23 protein-coding genes are annotated in these 23,052 nt (G+C 71.3%); 8 read left to right on the forward strand and 15 right to left on the reverse strand.

The window, feature by feature from the left end:
• Nucleotides 1-38: 38 nt before the first annotated feature.
• The 4 genes from dxs to BCF44_RS09835 form a co-directional block, all read right to left on the reverse strand.
• On the reverse strand, nt 39-1,973 hold the full coding sequence (gene dxs / locus BCF44_RS09820) for a 1-deoxy-D-xylulose-5-phosphate synthase (RefSeq protein ID WP_116173871.1): 1,935 nt from the start codon (nt 1,971-1,973) through the stop codon (nt 39-41).
• Between the two features lie 278 nt (nt 1,974-2,251).
• A complete protein-coding gene (locus BCF44_RS09825) occupies nt 2,252-2,809 on the reverse strand; it encodes a TIGR03086 family metal-binding protein (RefSeq protein WP_116173872.1) in 558 nt (185 codons plus the stop codon).
• Nucleotides 2,810-2,846: 37 nt separating this feature from the next.
• A complete protein-coding gene (locus tag BCF44_RS09830; RefSeq protein WP_116173873.1) occupies nt 2,847-4,034 on the reverse strand; it encodes a class I SAM-dependent RNA methyltransferase in 1,188 nt (395 codons plus the stop codon).
• On the reverse strand, nt 4,031-6,061 hold the full coding sequence (locus BCF44_RS09835) for an APC family permease (protein WP_116173874.1): 2,031 nt from the start codon (nt 6,059-6,061) through the stop codon (nt 4,031-4,033). Before BCF44_RS09835 ends, BCF44_RS09830 begins: the two co-directional genes overlap by 4 nt.
• A gap of 153 nt (nt 6,062-6,214) precedes the next feature.
• Between BCF44_RS09835 and BCF44_RS09840 the strand changes: the two genes are divergently transcribed.
• A complete protein-coding gene (locus tag BCF44_RS09840) occupies nt 6,215-6,880 on the forward strand; it encodes a potassium channel family protein (RefSeq protein ID WP_116173875.1) in 666 nt (221 codons plus the stop codon).
• Complete coding sequence (locus BCF44_RS09845; RefSeq protein ID WP_116173876.1) at nt 6,880-7,539, forward strand: potassium channel family protein; 660 nt, start codon at nt 6,880-6,882, stop codon at nt 7,537-7,539. Before BCF44_RS09840 ends, BCF44_RS09845 begins: the two co-directional genes overlap by 1 nt.
• Before the next feature lie 74 nt (nt 7,540-7,613).
• Here the strand turns inward: BCF44_RS09845 and BCF44_RS09850 are convergent, their stop codons facing one another.
• Both BCF44_RS09850 and BCF44_RS09855 read right to left on the reverse strand, forming a co-directional pair.
• Nucleotides 7,614-8,336 carry a DUF3159 domain-containing protein gene (locus tag BCF44_RS09850; protein ID WP_116173877.1) on the reverse strand — a complete coding sequence of 241 codons (723 nt, stop codon included), beginning with the start codon at nt 8,334-8,336 and terminating at the stop codon, nt 7,614-7,616.
• The gene (locus BCF44_RS09855) at nt 8,333-8,710 is read right to left on the reverse strand and encodes an OB-fold nucleic acid binding domain-containing protein (protein ID WP_116173878.1); all 378 of its coding nucleotides are present in this window, start codon (nt 8,708-8,710) and stop codon (nt 8,333-8,335) included. The genes BCF44_RS09850 and BCF44_RS09855 overlap by 4 nt, the downstream gene beginning before the upstream one ends.
• 107 nt (nt 8,711-8,817) lie before the next feature.
• Between BCF44_RS09855 and BCF44_RS09860 the strand changes: the two genes are divergently transcribed.
• Nucleotides 8,818-9,534, forward strand: coding sequence for an alpha/beta hydrolase (locus BCF44_RS09860; RefSeq protein ID WP_116173879.1), 717 nt, complete (start codon nt 8,818-8,820; stop codon nt 9,532-9,534).
• Here the strand turns inward: BCF44_RS09860 and BCF44_RS09865 are convergent.
• From BCF44_RS09865 to dut, 3 genes are read right to left on the reverse strand one after another with little or no spacing between them, the layout of a single operon-like run.
• Nucleotides 9,506-10,342 (reverse strand): aminoglycoside phosphotransferase family protein, encoded by an 837-nt coding sequence (locus tag BCF44_RS09865; RefSeq protein WP_116173880.1) that lies wholly within the window; start codon nt 10,340-10,342, stop codon nt 9,506-9,508. The two genes, BCF44_RS09860 and BCF44_RS09865, sit on opposite strands and share 29 nt — an antisense overlap.
• A 1-nt stretch (nt 10,343) precedes the next feature.
• Nucleotides 10,344-10,988 carry a DUF3710 domain-containing protein gene (locus BCF44_RS09870; RefSeq protein ID WP_116173881.1) on the reverse strand — a complete coding sequence of 215 codons (645 nt, stop codon included), beginning with the start codon at nt 10,986-10,988 and terminating at the stop codon, nt 10,344-10,346.
• Nucleotides 10,989-10,992: 4 nt separating this feature from the next.
• Nucleotides 10,993-11,487, reverse strand: coding sequence for a dUTP diphosphatase (gene dut, locus BCF44_RS09875; protein WP_116173882.1), 495 nt, complete (start codon nt 11,485-11,487; stop codon nt 10,993-10,995).
• Nucleotides 11,488-11,511: 24 nt separating this feature from the next.
• Here dut and BCF44_RS09880 point away from each other — a divergent pair, with 24 nt between their 5' ends.
• A complete protein-coding gene (locus BCF44_RS09880) occupies nt 11,512-11,982 on the forward strand; it encodes a DUF3093 domain-containing protein (protein ID WP_342775583.1) in 471 nt (156 codons plus the stop codon).
• A 69-nt stretch (nt 11,983-12,051) separates the two neighbouring features.
• Here the strand turns inward: BCF44_RS09880 and BCF44_RS09885 are convergent, their stop codons facing one another.
• Nucleotides 12,052-12,351, reverse strand: coding sequence for a DUF4193 domain-containing protein (locus BCF44_RS09885; protein WP_116173883.1), 300 nt, complete (start codon nt 12,349-12,351; stop codon nt 12,052-12,054).
• Nucleotides 12,352-12,864: 513 nt separating this feature from the next.
• On the opposite strand from BCF44_RS09885, the gene cei reads away from it, so the two are divergent.
• Complete coding sequence (gene cei, locus BCF44_RS09890; protein ID WP_246014919.1) at nt 12,865-13,575, forward strand: envelope integrity protein Cei; 711 nt, start codon at nt 12,865-12,867, stop codon at nt 13,573-13,575.
• A 188-nt stretch (nt 13,576-13,763) separates the two neighbouring features.
• Here cei and BCF44_RS09895 read toward each other — a convergent pair whose 3' ends face one another.
• A complete protein-coding gene (locus tag BCF44_RS09895) occupies nt 13,764-14,570 on the reverse strand; it encodes an inositol monophosphatase family protein (protein WP_246014920.1) in 807 nt (268 codons plus the stop codon).
• A 106-nt stretch (nt 14,571-14,676) separates the two neighbouring features.
• On the opposite strand from BCF44_RS09895, the gene ppgK reads away from it, so the two are divergent.
• The 3 genes from ppgK to BCF44_RS09910 all read left to right on the forward strand — a co-directional run bounded on the left by ppgK (nt 14,677) and on the right by BCF44_RS09910 (nt 17,807).
• Nucleotides 14,677-15,438, forward strand: coding sequence for a polyphosphate--glucose phosphotransferase (gene ppgK, locus BCF44_RS09900; protein ID WP_116173885.1), 762 nt, complete (start codon nt 14,677-14,679; stop codon nt 15,436-15,438).
• A gap of 165 nt (nt 15,439-15,603) precedes the next feature.
• Entirely contained in the window at nt 15,604-16,992 is a 1,389-nt protein-coding gene (locus BCF44_RS09905) for an RNA polymerase sigma factor (protein ID WP_116174271.1), read from the forward strand.
• Nucleotides 16,993-17,627: 635 nt separating this feature from the next.
• Complete coding sequence (locus BCF44_RS09910; protein ID WP_116174272.1) at nt 17,628-17,807, forward strand: DUF7455 domain-containing protein; 180 nt, start codon at nt 17,628-17,630, stop codon at nt 17,805-17,807.
• 185 nt (nt 17,808-17,992) lie between these two features.
• Here the strand turns inward: BCF44_RS09910 and BCF44_RS09915 are convergent, their stop codons facing one another.
• From BCF44_RS09915 to BCF44_RS09930, 4 genes are all read right to left on the reverse strand, one after another.
• Nucleotides 17,993-19,162, reverse strand: coding sequence for an ROK family protein (locus BCF44_RS09915; RefSeq protein ID WP_116173886.1), 1,170 nt, complete (start codon nt 19,160-19,162; stop codon nt 17,993-17,995).
• A 30-nt stretch (nt 19,163-19,192) separates the two neighbouring features.
• Nucleotides 19,193-20,677 (reverse strand): sugar ABC transporter permease, encoded by a 1,485-nt coding sequence (locus BCF44_RS09920; RefSeq protein ID WP_116173887.1) that lies wholly within the window; start codon nt 20,675-20,677, stop codon nt 19,193-19,195.
• 20 nt (nt 20,678-20,697) lie between these two features.
• Nucleotides 20,698-21,471, reverse strand: a complete 774-nt coding sequence (locus BCF44_RS09925; protein WP_116173888.1) for an ATP-binding cassette domain-containing protein — start codon at nt 21,469-21,471, stop codon at nt 20,698-20,700.
• A 135-nt stretch (nt 21,472-21,606) separates the two neighbouring features.
• The gene (locus BCF44_RS09930) at nt 21,607-22,728 is read right to left on the reverse strand and encodes a sugar ABC transporter substrate-binding protein (protein ID WP_116173889.1); all 1,122 of its coding nucleotides are present in this window, start codon (nt 22,726-22,728) and stop codon (nt 21,607-21,609) included.
• Nucleotides 22,729-23,052 lie beyond the last annotated feature (324 nt).

Raw genomic sequence — 23,052 nt, forward strand, 5'->3', positions numbered from 1 at the left:
CGGGGCACTCGTCGGGAGGTGCGGATCCCAGACACTTCTCAGCCGTGCTTTCGTTCCTCGGCGGCGACGTCGGCGTCGGCCGGCGTCGGCTGTCCGATCCGGCCGGCCACCCATTCGGTGACCCGGCGGGCCACGTCCTGGGCGGTCAGCCCGACCTGGGCCAGCACCTCGGACCGGGAGCCGTGCTCCAGGAACTGCTGGGGCACGGCCAGGTCGCGCATCGGCACGTCCACGCCGCCGTCGCGCAGCGCGGCGGCCAGCGCCGAGCCGAAGCCGCCGTGCCGGCCGCTGTCCTCGACAGTGACCACCAGGCGGTGGTCGGCGGCCATCTCCACCAGCTCGTGCGGCACCGGCAGCACCCAGCGCGGGTCGACGACGGTGACGCCGATGCCCTGGTCGTCCAGGCGCTGCGCGGCGGCCACGCCGAGCTCGCCGAACGCGCCGACGGCCACCAGCAGCACGTCGGAGCCGGTCGAGGCGGCGGGCTTGCTGAGCACGTCGACGGTGCCCACGCGCTCGAGCGCCGGCACGTGCTCGATGACCGCGCCCTTGGAGAACCGCAGCGCCGACGGGCCGTCCTCGATGGCCAGCGACTCCCGGAACTCCTCACGCAGCGTGACGGCGTCGCGCGGCGCGGCGACCCGCATGCCCGGCACGATGCCCAGGATCGACAGGTCCCACATGCCGTTGTGGCTGGGGCCGTCGGAGCCGGTGATGCCGGCCCGGTCCAGCACCAGCGTGACCGGCTGGCGGTGCAGCGCCACGTCCATCAGCACCTGGTCGAAGGCCCGGTTGAGGAACGTCGAGTAGATCGCCACCACCGGGTGCAGGCCGGCCATGGCCATGCCGGCGGCCGAGGTCACCGCGTGCTGCTCGGCGATGCCCACGTCGAAACAGCGGTCCGGGTAGGCCTTGGCGAACTTGTCCAGGCCGGTGGGGCCGAGCATGGCGGCGGTGATGGCCACCACGTCCTTGCGCTCGGCGCCCGCGCGGATCAGCTCCTCCGAGAAGATCGACGTCCAGGAGGTCGCCTTCGGGCCGAGCGGCTTGCCGGTGACCGGGTCGATCGCGCCGGTCTGGTGCATCTGGTCGGCCGGGTCGTTCTCGGCCGGCGCGTAGCCGTTGCCCTTGCGGGTCACGGCGTGCACGATGACCGGCCCGTTGAACGCCTTGGCCCGCTTGAGGGCCGCCTCCAGCGCCACCAGGTCGTGCCCGTCGACCGGGCCCAGGTACTTCAGGCCGAGGTCCTCGAACATCGCCTGCGGGGCCAGCGCGTCCTTGATGCCGCGCTTGGCGGCGTGCAGCGCCGCGTAGACGGCGGGGCCGACGACGGGGGTCCGCTGGAGGGTGCGCTTGCCGCTCTCCAGGGCCCGCTCGTAGCCGGGCTGGAGCCGCAGCGAGGCCAGGTGGTCGGCGAAGCCGCCGATCGTCGGCGAGTAGGAGCGGCCGTTGTCGTTCACGACGATGACCACCGGGCGGGTCTGGTCGGCGGCGATGTTGTTCAGCGCCTCCCAGCACATGCCGCCGGTGAGCGCGCCGTCGCCGACCACCGCCACCACGTGGCGGCGGCTGCCGGCCAGCTGGAACGCCTTGGCCATGCCGTCGGCGTAGGACAGCGCCGTGGAGGCGTGGCTGTTCTCGATGAAGTCGTGCTCGCTCTCGGCGCGGCTCGGGTAGCCCGACACGCCGCCGGTCTGCTTGAGCAGGTCGAAGCCGCCGGAGCGGCCGGTGAGCATCTTGTGCACGTAGCACTGGTGGCCCACGTCGTAGAGCAGCGCGTCGCTGGGCGAGTCGAACACCCGGTGCAGCGCGAGCGTCAGCTCCACGATGCCCAGGTTGGGACCCAGGTGGCCACCCGAGCGGGCGACCTTCTCCACCAGGAAGGACCGGATCTCGGTCGCGAGCTGCTCCAGCTCCCCCTGCTCCATCCGTTTCACATCAACGGGTCCGTGCACGGATTCCAGCAGCGTCACCGCTTCACCTCGCCTTTGGCGCCGGGGTCGATTCGTCGCCGTGTCCTGCGGAACGTCACCGCCGGGGCGGCGCATGTCAGTCTACGGAGATCTTGGGATTTCACCTGTCGAGCCAGTGACGCAACGTACCGTCACCGACCGGCGTCCTCGCCCGGCCGGCGGAGCCGGCATCCCCCCGCCGGCCGGTAGAGGCCCAGGTCAGGAAGACGCTCGGTGTGCCGGACGGGTTGGCAGTCTCCACAGCATCATCACATCGTTGAGGTCTTACTCACTGGCGACTAGCACCTCCGCCCTAGGTAAGCCGCCAGTCCGTCGGCCGCGGTGGCGCCGGGTGGAACCGGTTGCGGGTCGTCGAACGGCATGCCTGCCGGCCGCGCCCCGTCGCCGAGTCGGCTGCGCCACATCGCCAGCGCCGCGGCCGCCAGCTCGGGCGCGATGTCGGTGGACTGCCCGGTCGCGGCGGCGATGTCCCAGCTGTGCACCACCAGTTCGTTGATCCGCATCGTCGCCACGAACGAGCCGGGCTGCTCGCCCAGCGGCGTGGGATAGGTCTTCTCCAGCACGCCAGGTTCGCTCAGCGCCGCCCTGACGTCGTCCAGAGCCGCGTCGAACGCCTCCAGCGGCCGGTCGCCGAGGTGGTCCGTCTGTCTGTCCGGCGGCGGGTCGCCGCGGACCACGGACACGGCCATCAGGCTCCCCGTCACCAGGTGGCTGAGCACGCCGCGGACGTCCCACTCCGCGCACTTGGACGGCGCGCCGAGCTGATCCGGGGTGAGGGCACGCACCACGCGACGGGCCTCGGCCGAAGCAACGTCGTAGTCATCCAGAACCGCCATGCCGGCATCGTGGCACCAGCCCCCGACAATTTCGGGATCACCTGGCCAAAAGGCCAATGCACTCCACGTGATGCGTCATCGGGAAGGCGTCGAACGCCCGGAGGCGCTCCAGGCGGTAGCCGTGCGCGGCGAAGCCGGCGACGTCCCGGGCCAGGGCGGCGGGGTCACAGGCGACGTAAATCACACGCGACGGCTCACAGGCGGCGATGGCGTCGACGACGGCCTTGCCGGCGCCCTTGCGGGGCGGGTCGAGCACGACGACGTCGGGCCGGCCGGTGAGGGTGGTCTCCTCCACCAAGCCGGCCTTGAACCGCACCTGGGGCAGGTCCCGGAGGTTGTCACGGCCGTCGGCGACGGCTCCACGCGAGGACTCGACGACCAGCACATGGCCGTCCGGCCCCACCTGCTCGGCCAGCACGGCGGCGAACAGGCCGGCGCCGCCGTAGAGATCCCAGGCGGTGCCACCCAGGGGCGCGGCGGCCCACTCGGCGACGATCTCGGCGTACAGGTCGGCGGCCTCGGGATGCACCTGCCAGAACCCGTGCGCATCGACGCGCCACTCCCGGCCACCGGCCCGCTCGACGGCGACGCCGTCACCGGAGACCGTGCGCGGACGTCCCCGCTGCGGCCGCTCCACGATGTGCATCTGGCCCATCGAGTCGGCGGTCAGGTCGAGCTCCGCACCCCGCGTCCAGTGCTGCTGGGCGACCTCTTCGACGAGGTCCGGGTACGCGATGGTGCACCGCCGCGCGGGCACGACCTTGTGGCTGCGGTGGGCCCGGAAACCGGCCCGTCCCTTGCCGTCGACGACCATACGCAGCCGGGTCCGCCAGTCGCCCAGGCCGCCGGGCAGGGCCTCGACCTCCACGTCCAGGTCCAGGCCGGCCAGCCGGCGCAGCTGCTCGGCGACGACGGTGGCCTTCAACGACCGCTGGGCCTCCGCCGACGCGTGCTGCCAGTCGCAGCCGCCACAGCCACCGGGATGGGCCAGCGGGCACGGGGCCGCCACGCGATCCGGCGACGGCTCCAACACCTCGACGGCGTCGGCGCGGCAGAACGACCCGCCCTTGTCCTCGGTGACCTCGACGACCACGCGCTCACCCGGCAGCGCGTGCCGCACGAACACCACCCGCCCGTCGGCCCGGGCGACGCAGTGCCCGCCGTGGGCGACCGCGCCGACCTCGACCTCCAGCCGACGTCCGGTCCATGTCTGAGCCTGCGTCACGTCCGGGTCTTCCTCTGCTCGACGGGGGTGTCCAGGCCGCGGCGGATCTGCCCGGGCGTGACGATCCGCCGGGACTCCTCGCGCTGGTTGGCCGACTGGAGCTGCCACGGCACGCTGGTGACCATCACGCCCGGCTGGAACAGCAGCCGGCCCTTGAGCCGCAGCGCGCTCTGGTTGTGCAGCAACTGCTCCCACCAGTGGCCGACCACGTACTCGGGCAGGAACACCGTCACCACGTCGCGCGGGTTGTCGGTGCGGACCCGCTTCACGTAGTCCAGCACCGGCTTGGTGATCTCCCGGTACGGCGACTCGATCACCTTCAGCGGCGTCCGGAAGCCCTTGCGGTCCCACTCGGCGACCAGGTCGCGGGTGTCGGCGTCGTCCACGTTGACGGTGACCGCCTCCAGCACGTCCGGCCGGGTCGCCTTGGCGTAGGACAGCGCCCGCAGCGTGGGCAGGTGCAGCTTGGACACCAGCACGATGGCGTGGTTGCGGGACGGCATGACCGACCAGTTGGCGTCCGACTTGTCCTTCTCGTCCTGAGCCATCCTCAGCTCGGCGGCGACCGTGTCGTAGTGCTTGCGGATCGCGGTCATCAGGGCGAAGATCCCGGCCATCGCGGCGATCGCGATCCAGGCGCCGGCGGCGAACTTGGTGATCAGCACGACGATCAGCACGGCGCCGGTGCAGACCAGGCCGATGGTGTTGATCACCTGCGAGCGCCGCATCCGGGCCCGCACGCTCCGGTCCTGCTCGGTGGCCAGCAGCCGGTTCCAGTGCCGGATCATGCCGGCCTGGCTGCACGTGAACGACACGAACACGCCGACGATGTAGAGCTGGATCAGCCGGGTGACCTCGGCGTCGAACGCCACGATCAGCACCACCGCCAGCGCGGCCAGGAAGATGATGCCGTTGCTGAACGCCAGCCGGTCGCCGCGGGTGTGCAGCTGGCGCGGCAGGTAGCGGTCCTGGGCCAGGATCGAGCCCAGCACCGGGAAGCCGTTGAACGCGGTGTTGGCCGCCAGCACCAGGATGATGCCGGTGACGAACGAGATGTAGTAGAAGGCCGGCGGGAAGTTGCTGAACACCGCCGCCGCGATCTGGGCCAGGATGGTCTTCTGCTGGTAGCCGGCGGGCGCGCCGACCAGCTGCGTGGCCGGGTCGTCGGCGAAGTTCACGTGCGTGAGCATCGCCAGGCCGATGATGCCGATCAGCATCACCACCGCGACCACGCCCATCATCAGCAGCGTGGTCGCCGCGTTGCGGGACTTCGGCTTGCGGAAGGCCGGCACGCCGTTGCTGATCGCCTCCACACCGGTCAGCGCGGCGCAGCCGGAGGAGAACGAGCGCAGGATCAGGAACGCGAACGCGATGCCCGTCATGGACGTCTCGGCGTGCAGCTCGAAGCCCGCGCTCTCGGCCCGCAGGTCGGCGCCGCTGATCGCGCGCACGACCCCCCAGATCACCATGCCGATGACGCCGACCATGAAGCCGTAGGTCGGGATGGCGAAGGCGGCGCCCGACTCGCGAATGCCTCTCAGGTTCATCGCCGTGAGCAGGCCGACCACCAGCAGGCAGAACAGCACCTTGTGGTCGCCGACGAACGGCAGCGCCGAGCCGATGTTGGCGATGCCCGAGGCGGTGGACACCGCCACCGTCAGGATGTAGTCCACCAGCAGCGCGCTGGCCACGGTGAGGCCGAAGTAGCGGCCGAGGTTGGTGGTGGCCACCTCGTAGTCGCCGCCGCCGCTGGGATAGGCGTGCACGTTCTGCCGGTACGAGGCGACCACGACCAGCATGACCAGCGCGACCACGACGCCGATCCACGGCGCGAAGCCGTAGGCCGACAGGCCGGCCACGCTCAGCGTCAGGAAGATCTCCTCCGGGGCGTAGGCCACCGAGGACAGCGCGTCGGACGCGAACACCGGCAGGGCGATCCGCTTCGGCAGCAGCGTGTGGGCCAGCCGGTCGCTGCGGAAGGGTCGGCCGAGGACTAGGCGCTTGGCCGCGGTCGCAATCTTGGACACAACGGCACAGCGTAGGCGAGGCGGTCACCACTTCGGAGCAGTCGTCTGTAGGTTGGGGAACAAACCGGTCCATTGGTGCATTGGGGGGTTGCGGGGGACCGCCGTCACCGCCGCCAGGTACCGTGCAGCGCGCATCGCGGAGGAGGACGATTCGTGCACGTGGTGGTCATGGGCTGCGGCCGCGTGGGGGCATCGCTGGCCAAGGCGCTCGAGCGTCTGGGCAACCAGGTTGCCGTCATCGACAAGAACGGCCAGGCCTTCCGCAGGCTCGGCAGCGATTTCCACGGCCAGCAGGTCGTGGGCAACGGATTCGACCGGCAGGTGCTGGTCGCCGCCGGCATCGAGCGGGCCGGCGCGCTGGCCGCCGTGTCCAGCGGCGACAACTCGAACATCATCGCGGCCCGGGTGGCCCGCGAGACGTTCGGCGTCCAGCACGTCGTCGCCCGCATCTACGACCCCAAGCGGGCGGCCGTCTACGAGCGACTGGGCATCCCGACGGTGGCGACGGTGCCGTGGGCCACCGACCGCTTCCTGCGCATGCTCGTGCCCGAGGGGCAGGCCGCGGCCTGGCGCGACCCGTCCGGCTCGGTGGCGGTGCTGCCGCTGCCGGTGCACGAGGGCTGGGTCGGCCGCAAGGTCGCGGAGCTCCAGGAGACGGTCGGCGCGCGGGTGGCGTTCATCATGCGCTTCGGCACCGGCGTGCTGCCCGAGCCGAGCACCGTCGTGCAGGCCGACGACGAGATCTACGTCGCCGCCCTGTCCGGCACCATCACCGAGGTCACCGCGGCGGCGGGCCAGGCACCCGAGGAGAGCCACTGATGCGGATCGCGATCGCGGGCGCCGGCGCCGTCGGCCGGTCCATCGCCCAGGAGCTGCTCGGCAGCAGCCACGAGGTGATGCTGATCGAGCGGGACGCGGCGCACTTCGAGCCCAGCACCGTCGAGCAGGCCGAGTGGGTGCACGCCGACGCGTGTGAGCTGTCCTCGCTGGAGGACGCCGGCATCCAGCTGTGCGACGTGGTCATCGCCGCCACCGGCGACGACAAGGTCAACCTGGTGGTGTCGCTGCTGGCCAAGACGGAGTTCGCGGTCCGGCGCGTGGTGGCCCGGGTCAACGACCCGACCAACGAGTGGCTGTTCACCGAGGCGTGGGGCGTGGACGTGGCCGTGTCCACGCCGCGCATGCTGGCCGCCATGGTCGAGGAGGCCGTGACCGTCGGCGACCTGGTGCGGCTGATGACGCTGCGCCAGGGCCAGGCCAACCTGGTGGAGATCACTCTGCCGCACGACACCGCGCTGGCCGGGCAGGCCGTCAGCGAGCTCGCGCTGCCCCGGGACGCGGCGCTGGTGACCATCCTGCGCGGCGGGCGGGTCATCGTGCCGCAGCCGGACGACCCGTTCGAGCAGGGCGACGAGCTGCTGTTCGTGGCGTCGGCGGACGTGGAGCAGGAGATCCGGACGGCTCTCGGCCTCGCCTGAGGCTCTGTGCGGTGAAGGGGGCCTTCCTCGCGTTGAATGCGAGGAAGGCCCCCTTCACGGCGTTCGGGGGCGGCTCAGGTGGCGGGTTCTTCCTGGGCCGGCCGTGGCGGGTGCTCCGGCTGCCCGCCAGGGGGCTGTTCGCCGGCGTTCAGCTCGGCCAGGCGCTTGTCGGCCTTGCGCACGGCCCACACCGTGACGGCGATGGCGATGGCCGTCAGCGGGTAGCCCATGGCGATGCGGGCCAGGCCCAGCAGGCCGACGTTGTTCTGGTCGTAGAGCCACTGCTGGACGACGAACTTGGAGCCGAAGACCAGGATCCAGACCAGCGTGGCGATGTCGTAGTACAGGCGGGCGGTCTTGTCGGACCGCCACTTGAAGCCGGTGTTGTTCAGCGTGGACCAGATCACGCCGGCCAGCGGCCAGCGGACCAGCGCCGAGATCAGGAAGGCGCCGCAGTAGACCAGGCTGCTCCAGATGCCGAAGGCGAAGAAGCCCTTGGCCGAGCCGGTGCGAATGGTGATGAAGGCGGCCACGGCGATGCCGAACAGGCCCGAGATCGCCGGCTGGAGCGGCTCGCGGCGGACCAGCCGCAGCACGGCGATCGCCACCGCGACGCCGACCGCCGCCCACAGCGCGGGCTGCCAGTCGAAGATGTAGTTGACCAGCACGAAGACCACGATGGGGACCGAGGAGTAGATGAGGCCGCTGATGCCGCCCATCTGCTCCAGCAGGGTCGGCGTCGGTTTTCCGTCGTCTTCGGCCTCGTCCCCGGACGTGGGGGCCGGCTGTTCGCTCATGAAGTCGTCTGCAACTCGTAGTAGGGGTTGTAGAGCACCTTGCGGCCGTCGCGGACCGCGATCCGACCCCGGGCCTTGATGGTGCGCCCAGGCTCGATGCCGGCGATCCGGCGCCGGCCGAGCCAGACTAGCGTCACGCCCTCGGTGCCGTCGTACAGCTCGGCTTCCAGCGTCGCGGCCGCGTCCCGGGGACACAGCTCCACGCTGCGCAGCCGGCCGAGGACGGTGACCTCCTCGCCGGACTGGCAGTCGCACGCCCGCTGCGCGCCGACGGCGTCGACCTCGCGCGACAGATCGTCGGCGTCCAACTCGGTGACGTCGCTGGTCAGTCGGCGTACGAGACGATTCCAGTAACCGCCCCTGGTGCTCGCCATCTCCCGCGCTCCTATGCGCTTTTGGCCCCCACGCCGGGCCGTTCACTCGCCAGGGTAACCGTGCGCGGGGTCGGCGAACCGCGTCCGAACCGGCAAGATCTGGCGATGTGACCGAGACGGCCGTCCTGCTGCCCGGAACCGGATCGGATGACGTTTTCATCCGTTCGGTCTTCGCCTCCCCACTGGCCGCCGCCGGTGTGGCGCTGGTCGCCCCGGAACCGGTTCCAGGGCCCGGTTTGGGCCTTTCACACCTCGCTTGCCTGGACGCCGCGTCCGCTCTGCACGGGCGGGTCCTCGCCGGCGGCATCTCCTTCGGCGCGCACCTCGCCGCCGAGTGGGCTTTGGCACATCCGGATCACTGCGCCGGCCTGCTGCTCGCCATGCCCGGCTGGCACGGCTCCCCCGGCGACTGCCCCGCCGCCGTCGCCGCCCGCTACTCGGCTGCCGCCGTCCGCCGTGACGGCCTCGACGCCACCCTGGCCGCCATTTCCGACGTTCCTCCGTGGCTTGCCGCGGAGCTCAACCGCGCCTGGCGCCGGCACGGGGCCGGCCTCGCCGACTCCCTGCTGGCCGCCGCCGACCGTCCCGCGCCGGTCCTGTCCCGGCTGTCCGTTTTGGACATCCCCGTCGGCGTCGTCGCCGTCCGCGACGACCCCTTGCACCCCACCGCCATCGCCGCCGAGTGGGCCGCCGCCATCCCCGGCGCCGAGCTCCGCTCCCTCTCGTTCGCCGACTTCGGCGCCGACCGCTCCGCCCTGGGCCGAGCCGCCGTCGCCGCCTGGCAGGCGTCCGCGGCTAGACGAGGGTCTCCGCCAGCTGCCTGAACAGGGGCGTCTGGGCGTCGTCGATGCCGCGCCGGACATGGGACATCAGCAGGAGCACGGCCAGCGCCCGCGACCACTCGAAGGCGCGGTCCTCGTCGAGGACCCGGAGCCCGGCGACGCGGGACCGGAGCTGGTCGACGGTGGTGACGTCGAGGAACGCCCAGTCGACGACGTCCAGGTCGGGGTCGCCGAGGCAGGGCCGGGGGTCGATGGCGACGTAGCCGCGGGCGCCCAACAGGACGTTGGCGGGGTGGAGGTCGCCGTGCACCAGCCGCACGACGGAGCCGGTGTCGGCGAGGCGGCGGGCGGCGGCGTGGGAGCCGTCGAGCAGCTCGCCGGGCACACCGGGATTGCGGCGGCGGGCCAGGTCGTACATGAAGTCGACGCGGTCGGCGACGGTGGGGAAGCCGGTGGGCGGCGGCACGTCGCGGAGCGAGGCGAGCAGGTCGGCGGCGGGCCGCCAGTCGGCCAGCGGGGTGCCGGGCTCCAGGGCCTCGATGAGCAGGGCGTTGTCCTCGTCGGCGACGTCGAGCAGCGACACGACGGCCGGCGACGAGGACCAGGCCCGCAGGGCGGCGGCCTCGGTGGCGAAGACGTCGGGGTCGGGCGTGAGCTTGAGGTACGCGCCGGAGCCGTCGGACCGGCGGCAGCGGAACGTCACGGACGTGCCGCCGGTCATCCTGGCCGCGACCTCCAGGCCCCAGCGCGCGGACAGCCGCGCCACCAGGGTCGGCACGCCGTCGAGCCACGGCTGGACCTCCGGCCCGAACCGGCCGCGAAGCCGGTCGACCGTCGACTGGGAGAGCACGTCAGCCCTGTTGCTGGGCCTGGATGTGCTGGGCGATCGCCGGCGGCAGCTCGACGGGCAGCGGGGTCCGCACGGGCTGTGGACCGGTGCCGCGGACGACCACGGTGCCCCGGACGACGTTGCGCAGCAGCTCGGAGGCGATGACGTTGTGCTCACCGGGCCCGGCGACGACGCCGCGCAGCATCCACCGCGGCCCGTCCACGCCGATGAACCGCAGCACGACGTTGTTGGCGGTGGCGGCGAGCTCGGTCCCCCACTCGCCGGACTCCTTGATCACCCGCGCCCCGTCGGCGCGCAGCTGGGTGACCAGCTCCTCGCAGATCTCCGGCCACAGGCCGCCGCCCCGGGGCGCGGCGTACGCGCTGACGGTGACCTGCCCGATCGGCGTCACCAGGTGCACGGCCCGGACCGGCCCGGACGGGTCCACCTCGACCTGGAGCTGGGCGCCGTCGGGCACGGGCACCCGCACGGACCCCAGGTCCAGCCGGGACAGCCCGTCCTGCGGCGCGTCCTCCTCGTCGAAGGGGCCGGTCGTCAGCGGGCCCTCGTCCTCGGGCTCCTCGGCGACGTCGTAGTTCGGTACCCCCAGGCGGCCGCTGTCCTTGCTGACATGGTGCCGCCCGCGCTTGCCGCGCTTGCCGAACATCCCGTTACTCCTTCGTCCCCTGCTGGGCCCCGGCTCCCGCCGCGGCCGCGAGCACCGCGTGCCCGCCGGTGGATCCGTAGCCGCCGGCGCCCCGCTCGGAGGCGGGCAGCTGGTCGACCTCCTCGAAGACCACGTGCTCGACGCGCTGCACGACGAGCTGCGCGATGCGGTCCCCCCGGCGCAGCTCGATCGGCTCGCGGAGGTCGTGGTTGATCAGGCACACCTTGATCTCGCCGCGGTAGCCCGCGTCGATGGTCCCGGGCGTGTTCACCACGCTGAGGCCGACCCGGGCGGCCAGGCCCGAGCGGGGGTGCACGAAGCCGGCGTAGCCGACCGGCAGCGCGATGGCCACACCGGTGCCCAGCACGGCCCGCTCGCCCGGCGCCAGGACGACGTCCGAGGTCGTCACCAGATCGACGCCCGCGTCGCCGGCCGTGGCATAGGACGGCACCGGGACGCCGGGATCGATTCGGGAGAGGAGGACCTGCACGCTCGACACGGCGCGTGACACTACCCTGGTGCCGTGACCGAGAGCGTGAGTGCGGTGGCAAAGACCAAGCCGGTGTTCGCCGAGCGGCTGTACGTGCCGTGGTGGGGCTGGCCGCTGCCGGTGATCGCGGCCGTGCTGATGGCGGCCGAGGTGCACATGGGCTACCCCGGCGTGCGGGCATGGCTGCCCTACCTGATCACCGTGCCGCTGGTGATCGGGGTGATGCTGTGGCTGGGCCGCGCCACCGTCAGGGTCGTCGACGACGAGCTCTGGGTGGGCGACGCCCACGTGCCGCTGCGCTTCGTGGACGAGGTCGAGGTGATCCCGGCCAAGGCCAAGCGCAAGGCGCTCGGCCCGGACCTGGATCCCGCGGCGTTCGTCGCGCACCGCGGCTGGGTCGGGCCGGTCCTCCGGGTCTACCTGAACGACCCGGCGGATCCGACCCCGTACTGGCTGTTCAGCGTCCGCAACGCGGACAAGCTGGCCGCCATACTGCACAACTGACCCCCAGAACGCCCGAGTGCCGCGCCGGCGGCGCGAGGTGCCTCCCGCGCGCCGTCCGATCGCGCCAGCTCAGGCGCAGTCCCGGCAGATCAACTGCCCGTTGTGCTCCTCGGCCAGTCGACTCCGGTGGTGCACCAGGAAACAGCTGGAACAGGTGAACTCGTCAGCCTGCTTCGGCAGCACCTTGACAGTGAGTTCCTCGTTCGACAGGTCGGCACCTGGCAGCTCGAAGTTCTCATCCGGCGCATCCACATCGACGTCGACCACGCCGGACTGCGTCTCGTTGCGCCGCGCCTTCAACTCCTCGAGGGAGTCCTCGGCCAGGTCGTCGTCCTGGCTCCGGCGCGGAGCGTCGTAGTCGGTCGCCATACTTCTTTCACCCCTGCAGTCACAATTCAGACTGTGTTCGTGCCGCTGGTCAACGTTCCAGGGCCCCAATTTGTGCCCGCCGCCGTGAGTGACGGAGGTCTCGCTCCAGGCCGGCTGCCACCCATGATCGTCAAGCGATTCCAGCCGCACCCTCAGTGGCTCGGAGCGCGTGGATGGTAGCCCATCGCGCAAGGGTCTACGCACACACTCACCCATCCGTGGTCCTAGCTGGCGGGATCGACCCGCACGGCGGGGGAATTCCGGCGGGAAACCCCTTGCCCCGACGGCCCGCACGTGATGCGATCGGCGCAGGTGGGACCTGACGGTGCGCGCACGGTCGATCGCGTTACGCGACGGCGGGCGGCGATCGGACACGGACCGGACACGGACGGCGGTGCCGGCCGACGCCACTCGTCGGCAACGCCTAGGCTGATCACAGGCGACGGCCGGGGTGTCGTCGGGGTTCACCAGTCACGACGCGTCGCGTCGGTCGGGGTCGAGGAGGGCGGGGACGTGACTGCCGTTGGCGGGGTCAGGGGGAAGGCCAAGCCGCTGTACCGGAAGCGGCGACCGTGGCCCGCCATGGTCCTGTTCGCCGTCCTGGCGGTGGTGGCCGGCTTCATCTGGGTCAAGGTCATGAACACCACCGACGACGTCGACGCCGCCGTGCACTGCAACAACCCGGGCCCGGCGCCCTCCGGCGCCACCCCGCCGGCGACGCCCGCACCCAAGCTCGGCACCGTCCTCGCGCACGACGCCCTGGACAAGACCGCGCCCGCCCCGGCCGCCCAGGTGCAGGTGCGCGTCTACAACGCCAGCAACACCCGCAACCAGGCGTCGATCGTGAACGCCGCGGTCACCGCCGCCGGCTTCGGCACCGCCGGCGACCCGGCCAACGACCCGGTCTACGTGGCCGGCGACATGAAGTGCCGCGCCCAGATCCGGTTCGGCCCCAACGGCGTCGCCGGCGCCCGCACGCTGAGCATCGTCGAGCCGTGCGCCGAGCTGGTGCGCGACGAACGCCAGGACAGCACCGTCGACCTGGCCGTCGGCACCAAGTACGACGAGTTCAAGGTCAACTCCAGCGCGAAGCAGGTGCTCCAGCAGCTCGCCGCGTGGGCCCAGAAGCAGCCACCGGCGCAAGGTGGCCAGCTGTCGCAGCCCACCGGCCAGCCGCCCGTGAGCGCCGACCTGATCAACGCCGCCCGCGCGGTGCACTGTTAGTTGGCGCGCTGGCGCGCGCGTGCTCGGCCCCTTTGGGGCCGACGCCTCGCCCTTGCTGGATTTCGATCGCCCGCATCGGCCGAGTGGTGGGGCGCGTCGGGTGGCGGGCGATCGAAATCCAGTAACCGGGCGAAGCGTCGGCGGGGCCTCGCGGTCTCCGGGCCTGGAGTCGGCGAGGACTTCTCCGGTCAGACCTTGCCGAAGCCGCTTTCGACCAGGGCCGCGCGGAGCTGGTCGGCGATGCCGGGGGCGGCGGCGAAGGTGGCCTCCTCGCCCAGACCGTCGTCGTCGGGGCCGGGGAATCGGACTACAGCGCCCGCCTCCTCGGCGATGAGGCCGCCGGCGGCCCAGTCCCAGCGGTGCAGGCCGTGCTCCACGTACGCGTCCTCCCAGCCGGCGGCGACCGCGCACAGGTCGAGCGACGCAGCGCCGCAGCGGCGGATGTCGCGCACCCGACCGAGCATCCGGTTGACGGCGTCGGCCTGCCGCAGCCGGCGCGAGTGGTCGTAGGAGAAGCCGGTGCCGAGCAGGGACAGCTCCAGCCGAGTGGTCGCCGCGGCACGCAGCGGCTGCCCGTCAAGAAAGGCGCCGCCGCCCCGGGCGGCGGTCCAGACGCGGCCGGAGACGGGCTCCACCACCGCGCCGGCCACGGACACGCCGTCGAGCTGGGCCGCGATGGAGACGGCGTAGAACGGCAGGCCGTAGAGATAGTTGACGGTGCCGTCGATCGGGTCGACGACCCAGACCATGCCGCCCAGCGACGTCGTGCCGCCCTCCTCCTCGCCCAGCACCGGTTCGCCGGGGCGCAGTTGGGCCAGACGGTCGCGGACCAGTTGTTCGGAAGCGCGGTCCGCGGCGGTCACCACGTCGGTTTCGCTGGACTTGGTGTCCACCTGGGTGACAGCGTGGCTGCGTGCGTTGCGGACCAGCTCGGCGGCCTCCGTGGCGACGGTGACAGCGATCCTGACGAGTTCCTCGGATTCTGCGGCTAGCACGCCGTCAACCGAACCACACACGTTAGGGTCTGCGCACACTCCCGAAGACCCGCGCGCTGGGTCGAGGACTGACAGCGGACTGAATCGAGTAGGAAGGGTCCGACGGATGGGCACAACCCGCGGGTTCGGGATCGACATCGGTGGATCCGGCATCAAGGGCGGACTTGTCGACCTGGAGACCGGCGAACTGGACGGCGAGCGGCTGCGCATCGTCACGCCGCAGCCGTCCACCCCGGACGCGGTGGCCGACGTGGTCGCTGAGATCGTCGAGAAGTTCGGGTGGACCGGCCCGGTCGGGGTCACCCTGCCCTGCGTGGTCAAGCGTGGCGTCGCGCTGACCGCGGCCAACGTGGACAAGGGCTGGGTCGACACCGACGCGGCCGCCCTGTTCGCCCGCCGCCTGGGCCGGGAGCCCGGCGGGGTCGTGGTGCTCAACGACGCCGACGCGGCCGGCATGGCCGAGGTCCGCTACGGCGCCGGCAAGGACCAGCCGGGCGTGGTGGTGCTGCTGACCTTCGGCACCGGCATCGGCAGCGCCGTGTTCCTGGACGGCAGGCTCGTGCCCAACACCGAGTTCGGCCACCTCGAGGTGGACGGGCACGACGCGGAGAAGCGCGCCGCGGCGTCGGTGAAGGACGAGAAGGACCTGTCGTGGGAGGAGTGGACCCACCGGGTCAGCCGCTACCTGCGCACGCTGGAGGACCTGATCTGGCCGGACCTGGTGATCGCCGGCGGCGGCGTCAGCAAGAAGGCCGACAAGTGGCTGCCGCTGCTCAAGGTCCGCACGAAGGTGGTCCCCGCGGCGCTGAAGAACGACGCCGGCATCGTCGGCGCGGCCCACGCCGCCGCCCACGGGATCGGCCACTAGGGGTACGCCGAAAAAACTGACCGAATCGTGTTCCGGCGATCTACCTGCGGGAACACGGGAAAAGGGCCCGACGACGGCCGTGTGGCGGCAACGCGGCGCGGCCGTCGTCGTTACAATGGAACGGTGCCCACGGTCAGCAACCGCCGGGCGCTCCCCCGAAACCCCCTGGCGGCCGAGGTTCGCGCCCTCCGGCCTGCCGTGAAGGATCGTCGCGAAAGGGCGTACGTGGCAGCCGCAGAAACCGCAACCCGACGCTCCGCCACCCCCGCGAGCGCCGCGAAGGCACAGCAGCCGGTCGACGGCGAGGAGGCCGTGAAGGCCACCCCTGCGCGTGGTGCGGCCAGGACCGGCGCCGCGAAGACCGCGGCCAAGAAGCCGGCGGGCCCCCGGACCGCCGCGGCCAAGAAGACAGCGGCCGGCAAGGCCGCCCCGGCCAAGGCGAAGAAGGACGGCGAGGACCCCGAGGACATCGAGGGCGAGCCGGAGATCGACGCGGCCGAGCTCGAGGACGTGGTCGTCGAGGACGTGGTCGAGGAGCCCGACGAGGAGGAGACGAAGGACAGCTCCGACTTCGTCTGGGACGAGGAGGAGTCCGAGGCGCTGCGGCAGGCCCGCAAGGACGCCGAGCTGACCGCCTCCGCCGACTCGGTTCGCGCCTACCTCAAGCAGATCGGCAAGGTGGCGCTGCTCAACGCCGAGGAGGAGGTGGAGCTGGCCAAGCGGATCGAGGCCGGGCTCTACGCCGCCGAGCGTGTGCGCAAGGCCGAGGACGAGACCGAGAAGCTGGCCCCGCAGATGCGCCGGGACCTGCGCTGGATCGTGCGCGACGGCGAGCGGGCCAAGAACCACCTGCTGGAGGCCAACCTCCGCCTGGTGGTGTCGCTGGCCAAGCGCTACACCGGCCGCGGCATGGCGTTCCTGGACCTGATCCAGGAGGGCAACCTGGGTCTGATCCGCGCGGTGGAGAAGTTCGACTACACCAAGGGCTACAAGTTCTCCACGTACGCCACCTGGTGGATCCGGCAGGCCATCACCCGCGCCATGGCCGACCAGGCCCGCACCATCCGCATCCCGGTGCACATGGTCGAAGTGATCAACAAGCTCGGCCGCATCCAGCGCGAGCTGCTCCAGGACCTCGGCCGCGAGCCGACGCCGGAGGAGCTGGCCAAGGAGATGGACATCACCCCGGAGAAGGTGCTGGAGATCCAGCAGTACGCCCGGGAGCCCATCTCGCTGGACCAGACCATCGGCGACGAGGGCGACAGCCAGCTCGGCGACTTCATCGAGGACTCCGAGGCCGTGGTGGCCGTGGACGCGGTGTCGTTCACGCTGCTCCAGGACCAGCTCCAGTCGGTGCTGGCGACGCTGTCCGAGCGGGAGGCGGGCGTGGTGCGGCTGCGCTTCGGCCTCACCGACGGCCAGCCCCGCACCCTGGACGAGATCGGCCAGGTCTACGGCGTGACCCGCGAGCGGATCCGCCAGATCGAGTCGAAGACCATGTCCAAGCTCCGTCACCCGTCCCGGTCCCAGGTCCTGCGGGACTACCTGGACTGACGGTCTCCGCAGAGCTACCCGCGGCGCCCCGTTCGGCCTTCCGGCCGGCGGGGCGCCGTCGGTTTTCGGCGGCCGTGATCGACAAGAGGTGGGGTGTTCACCTCGCCGATGGTCGTTCGTGGCCCTCAGTTGGCCCGTGGGACGCCCGTGACGCGATCGGCGGGTCGGCGATCGCGTGAGGGCCGCCGGGAGGCTCACGGGGGCCGAAACCGGGTGCCGGGGGCTTGTTCGCCAGAAGCGAATCTCACGCTCCGTGTTGTGACTCATCCCACAACTGGGGTGGTGATACGAACTCGGTCGTGGTTCTCTGACGTAGCTTGAGTACCTGAGTTCGTTGCGCAGCGTCAGGTCGGACCCGATCCGACGACAAAACGTAACCGACTCGGCACCTGTCGACGGCTCCGGCCACGGACCATCGACAGGGTGGGATGTCACGGAGTGTGGCTTTGCTGCATCCGGGTACATCTCACGTGACGGGAGTCGCCACGACGGTCGGGAACACCGCCGAGGCGCCGAGCGTCTGCAACAGTGATGGCAGCGAGCACCAGATGCCGACGGGCGGCGACCCGGAGGTAGGTGGTCGCAGCTGGAGTAGGCACCGGAAGCATCTGGTGCCGGGACGGAGGGAGATTTCCATGACGACCTTGCTCACCCGCCCCGAGCTGACCGCTGTCGACCGCTGCGACCGGTGCGGCGCAGCCGCTCAGGTACGCGCCATTCTCCCGTCCGGAGGCGAGCTCCTCTTCTGCGGACACCACGCCCGCGAGCACAGCGCCAAGCTGCGTGAGCTCTCGGCCGAGATCCAGCAGGGCTGAGCCCCCCGAAGGCAATTGGCACGGGGCTCAGGGGCAGACGAAGTCCACCTTCATAGACGAGCAGAGGCGCGGGCCAGGTGTGGGCCCGCGCCTCTCTACTACCCGAACGACGTCAGTGACGCAGGGAAGGACGCCTTACCCTCGCTGGATGCAGGGAAGGCGTCCTTCCCTGCATCACGCCGGGGTCAGCCGGCCAGGGCCTGCTGGAAGGCGAGCTCGGCGGCGCCGATGATCTTGGCTTCCTTGCCGAGCGGGGAGGCCACGATCCGGATGCCGCCGACGGCCCGGCTGACCAGGCTGAGCTCCCGCACGGTCTCGGCGGCCTCGTCGACGACGGCCTCCGGCAGCGCGGCCAGCAGGTCGCCGAGCACGACCAGCTGCGGCCCGAGCAGGTTGACGATGTTGATCAGTCCGATGCCCAGCCAGTCGGTGAACTCCCGCAGCCGGCTCAGCGCCGCCTGCGGCTCGCCGGCCAGTGCCCGCAGCTCGCCGACGACGGCCTCCCGCGGCGAGCCCTCGGGCAGTCCCAGGGCCCGGCACAGGGCGTCCTCGCCGATCTCGGTCTCCCAGCAGCCCCGGCACCCGCAGTAGCAGGGCCGGCCGCCGGGCCGCACCACCATGTGCCCCAGCTCGCCGACGTAGCCGCCGCTGCCGCGCAGCGCGGCCCGCTCGGAGATGACCCCGCCGCCCACGCCGACGTCCACCGACACGAACACCATGTCGGCGGTGTCGCTGGCGATGCCGCGCGTGTGCTCGGCCAGCGCGCCGAGCTCGGCGTCGTTGCCGACCAGGACCGGCCGGTGCAGGGCGGCGGACAGCCGCTCCCCCACCGGCACGCCCTCCCAGTGCAGGTTGGGCGCCTCGTGCACGTACCCGTCGCGCCGGACGACGCCGGGCACGGACACCCCGACGCCGACCGGCTCGGAGCCGATGCGCTCGGCCAGCCGCCGGCAGGCGGTGCCGATCTTGGCCAGCAGGTCGTCCGGCGTGCCGGCGCCCCGGGGCAGGGTCCAGCCCCGCGTGCCCAGCACCTCGCCGCCGAAGCCGACGGCCGCCACGGTGGTCTGCTCGACGCCGACGTCGACGGCGAGCACCCACAGCGACCGCGGCTGCGGCAGCACCAGCAGGGACGGCCGGCCGGCGCCGGTGCGCTTGGCCGAGACCTGCTCGACCACCACACCCGCGTCGGCCAGGCCGTCGACCAGAGCCTTGATCGTGCTCCGGTTCAGCCCCAGCTCGGCGGCCAGTTCCGCCCTGGTGCACGGCCCGCCGACGTGCAGCCTGCGCAGCAGGGCGGTCCGGTTGTGCCTGCGGACCTCGTCGGGACGTGTACCCGCGGTTGGCGGACCGCTCACCGCACACCCCCTCGTGCCCCTGTGGAGCTGCTAGTGACCGGTCGCCTTGGCCCGCCGGCGCGACAGCGCGTCGACGCTGGCGGCCAGCAGCAGGACGGCACCGGTGACGATGCTGACCACGGCCGCGGGCGCGCCGATCAGGCCCAGGCCGTTGCTGACGATCGTGATCACGAAACCACCGATGATGGCGTTGGACAGCCGGCCCTTGCCGCCGAACAGCGACGTGCCGCCGATGACCGCGGCGCCGACGGCGAACAGCAGCGTGTTGCCGCCACCGGCGTTCGGGTCGACGGAGCCGACCTTGGACGAGTAGACGATGGCGCCGACGGCCGAGACCGTGGAGGCGATCACGAAGACGCTCATCCGGATCTTGGGCACGTTGATGCCGGCGCGCCGCGCCGCCTCGGCGCTGCCGCCGACGGCGTAGATGTGCCGGCCGTACTTGGTGCGGTCCAGCACGAAGGTGCCGATCACCAGCAGCACCAGCACGATCGGCACCACGTAGGGCACGCCCTCGATGGTGATCCGGTCCGGGTTGGGCGAGCGGTTCAGCGTGAGCAGGTAGGTGGCCGCCGCGCCGAGCACGACCACCGCGCCGACCTTGGCCATGATCAGCACCGTCGGCTGGGCGACCAGGCCGCGACGGACCCGGCCGGCGTGGCGGGACAGCACGACCGCGGCGTAGCCGCCGGCGAAGATCAGGAACAGGATCCAGCTGCCCAGGATGTTCAGGTTGTTGTTGGCCACGCCGAACAGCACCGGGTCGTTGCTGATGGACAGCGTGCCGCCGTCGCCGATCAGCTTCAGGATCACGCCGCCCCAGGCCAGGAACAGCGCGAGGGTCACGACGAAGGACGGGATGCCGACCTTGGAGATCAGCACGCCGGTGAGGCAGCCGATGACGGAGCCGACGCAGATCGCGAGCAGCATCTCGACCCACGGGTTGGCCGGCACGCCGCTCAGGAGCAGCAGCACCGCGACCGCGGACAGCGCGGCGCCGAGCCAGATCCGCTGCCACACGGCGACGCCGATGGCCAGCACGCCGCCGACGATGAAGGCGTAGTAGACGGTGTCGCCCATGCCGCCCTGGAGATTGCCGGCCTTGACCAGGTGCAGCGCCATGACGGAGGCGGCCACACCGGACGCGGTGCCGGCGGACAGGTCGATCTCTCCGAGCAGCAGCACGAACACCAGGCCCATCGCGATGATGGTGATGCCGGCGGCCTGCGCGAGCAGGTTGGAGAGGTTGTTCATGGTGAGGAACGTGTCCGACGCGACGGCGAACACGATGACCAGCACGATCAGGCCGGCCAGCGCCGGCAGCGAGCCCAGCTCGCCGCCGCGGACGCGGTCGACGTAGTCGCGCAGGGCCTGGCCCGTGGACCGGCTGGTGGTGTCGATGCCGAAGTCGGCGATGGCGGCGTCCTGCTTGTCCGCGGTCTTGACGGCCTCGGCGGGCGTGTCGCTGGAGGGCTTGGGGTCCGACGGCGGGGCGGCGGCAGGTGTGTCAGTCATTGGAAGCGATCCCTTGCAGTTCAGACCGTGGCGACTTCGGGCTTGGCCAGGCCGATGTCGCCGGACCGGCCGGCGGTGATCAGCTCGACGACCTGGGTGTTGGTCAGGTCCTTGGTCGGCAGCTGGGCGACCATGCGGCCCAGGTAGAGGGTCGAGATGGTGTCCGCGACCTCGAAGACGTCGTTCATGTTGTGGCTGATCAGCACTACGCCGAGGCCCTGGTCGGCCAGCCGGCGCACCAGGTCGAGCACCTGGCGGGTCTGGGCCACGCCCAGCGCGGCGGTCGGCTCGTCGAGCAGCACGACCTTGCTGTTCCACAGCACGGCCTTGGCGATGGCGACGGTCTGCCGCTGGCCGCCGGACAGCGACGCGACGAGCGTGCGCACCGACTTGACCGTGCGGACCGACAGCGACGCCAGCGTCTCGCGGGCGGCCTGCTCCATGTCCGACTCGTCGAGCAGGCCGTAGTTGCCGCGCTCGCGGCCCAGGAACATGTTCTGGACGATGTCGAGGTTGTCGCACAGCGCGAGGTCCTGGTAGACGACCTCGATGCCCAGCGCGGCGGCCTCGCTCGGGCCGTTGATGTGCACCGGCTCGCCGTTGAAGAGAACCTCGCCGGAGTCGATGCCGTGGATGCCCGCGATGCACTTGACCACCGTGGACTTGCCGGCGCCGTTGTCGCCGACGAGCGCGGTCACCTCGCCGGGCCGGACCACGAGGTCCACGTCGTGCAGGACGTGGACGGGCCCGAAGCTCTTGTTGATCCCGCGCAGTTCGAGGATCGGCTCGGTCATGGGGATGTACTCCAGACTGTCACTGCCCGTCCCGTCGGCGGCGGGGGTTGTCGGGCATGGGAAGCCGCCGCGGCCGGCCCGGGTCGGGGGTCCGGGTCGGTCGCGGCGGCGGCCTTCGGAAGCGCCGTCAGGCGATCAGTTGATGCCAGCGGCCGCGCAGAGCGGAGCCACGTCGCCGGTGCAGACGTCGGCCTTGGCGACCGCGCCGGCCGAGATGACGTCCTTGACCTTGTCCTTGGTGATGGACTGCGGGTCGAGCAGCAGGGACGAGACCTCACGCTTGGTCTTCGGGTCCGTGACCTTCTGCGTGGCGATCTTGTCGGCGTCGGACTTGCTGTTCTTCAGCAGCGCGGTGGCGAGCTTCGCGGCGGCGTCCGCCTCCTGCTCGATCGGCTTGAACACGGTCATGTACTGGTCGCCGCGCAGGATGGCCTTGAGGCCGTCGGCGGTGGCGTCCTGGCCGGTGACCGGGACCTTGCCGTTGAGGCCGTTCTTCTTCAGCACGGCGATGACCGCGCCGGCCAGGCCGTCGTTGGCCGCGAGCACGCCGTCGACCTTGCCGCCGTTGGCGGTCAGGAAGTTCTCGAAGTTGGTGCCACCGGTCTGGTTGTCCCACTTGTCGGTGTACTGGGACTTGACGAGCTTCAGCGTGCCGGCGTCGTACAGCGGCTTCAGCACCTGCTGCTGGCCCTGGTAGAAGAGCAGCGCGTTGTTGTCGGTCGCCGCGCCCTCGATCTCGATGACCTGCGCGCCCTGCTTGCCCTTGAGCGAGTCCGCGAGGGCCTGGCCCTGGAGGGTGCCGACCTTCACGTTGTCGAACGAGACGTAGTAGTCGGCGCTGCCGCCCGCGTTGAGGCGGTCGTAGTCGATGACCGGGACGCCGGCGGCGGCGGCCTTCTTCTCCACCGCGGCACCCACGTCACCGGTGGTGGAGGCCAGGATCAGCACCTTGACGCCCTGGCTGAGCATCGAGTCGGCCAGCTGCGAGACCTTCTGGTCGTCACCCTGCGCGTTCTGGATGATCGGGTCGAAGCCCTGGTCCTTGAGCTTCTTCTCCAGCAGCGGGTGGTCGAAGCCCTCCCAGCGGGCGGAGGTGGTGGTCTCCGGCAGGATCACGCCGACCTTCGCGCCGTTGCCGGCCGAGTTGCTGCTCGACGAGCCGCCGGAGCCGCTGTTCGAGCTGTTGGCTCCACACGCGGTGACCGCCAGTGCGAGCCCGGTGCTCGCGGCGAGCACGGCGAGAGTTCTGCTGCGCATCCGGCTGTTCCCTTCATCGTGGCGCGGGTCACTCCAAGAGCCCGCGAAAATGTTGTGGCGCAGAACATATGCCCCCGGGACCCCCGCCGGAAGGTGACTGAAGCGATTAAGTTCGGTTCTGGCGACACGATGCGGCAACGACCCGGTAACCACAAGGACGCCGCTACACCGAACAGCCGCCTGTCAACTACGCGTTGTGACTAAATCGGAGTGAACTCCGCCGCACGGTCAGCACCGTTGGCCGCAGGGCCTGCGGCGAAAGGTTCACGGCCGCGATCACGGACAGGTATGAGAGCGCTACCAAGCGCCCCTGCGACCATACGG

The organism is Kutzneria buriramensis (assembly GCF_003387475.1).
Lineage (GTDB): Bacteria > Actinomycetota > Actinomycetes > Mycobacteriales > Pseudonocardiaceae > Kutzneria > Kutzneria buriramensis.

Coding starts and splice junctions, on each gene's coding strand:
- BCF44_RS09825 (WP_116173872.1), bottom strand. CDS start 2,809: ATGGCGGTTCTGGATGACTACGACGTTGCTTCGGCCGAGGCCCGTCGC.
- BCF44_RS09845 (WP_116173876.1), top strand. CDS start 6,880: ATGCGGATCGCGATCGCGGGCGCCGGCGCCGTCGGCCGGTCCATCGCC.
- BCF44_RS09850 (WP_116173877.1), bottom strand. CDS start 8,336: ATGAGCGAACAGCCGGCCCCCACGTCCGGGGACGAGGCCGAAGACGAC.
- BCF44_RS09855 (WP_116173878.1), bottom strand. CDS start 8,710: ATGGCGAGCACCAGGGGCGGTTACTGGAATCGTCTCGTACGCCGACTG.
- BCF44_RS09870 (WP_116173881.1), bottom strand. CDS start 10,988: ATGTTCGGCAAGCGCGGCAAGCGCGGGCGGCACCATGTCAGCAAGGAC.
- BCF44_RS09885 (WP_116173883.1), bottom strand. CDS start 12,351: ATGGCGACCGACTACGACGCTCCGCGCCGGAGCCAGGACGACGACCTG.
- ppgK (WP_116173885.1), top strand. CDS start 14,677: ATGGGCACAACCCGCGGGTTCGGGATCGACATCGGTGGATCCGGCATC.
- BCF44_RS09910 (WP_116174272.1), top strand. CDS start 17,628: ATGACGACCTTGCTCACCCGCCCCGAGCTGACCGCTGTCGACCGCTGC.
- BCF44_RS09920 (WP_116173887.1), bottom strand. CDS start 20,677: ATGACTGACACACCTGCCGCCGCCCCGCCGTCGGACCCCAAGCCCTCC.
- BCF44_RS09925 (WP_116173888.1), bottom strand. CDS start 21,471: ATGACCGAGCCGATCCTCGAACTGCGCGGGATCAACAAGAGCTTCGGG.
- BCF44_RS09930 (WP_116173889.1), bottom strand. CDS start 22,728: ATGCGCAGCAGAACTCTCGCCGTGCTCGCCGCGAGCACCGGGCTCGCA.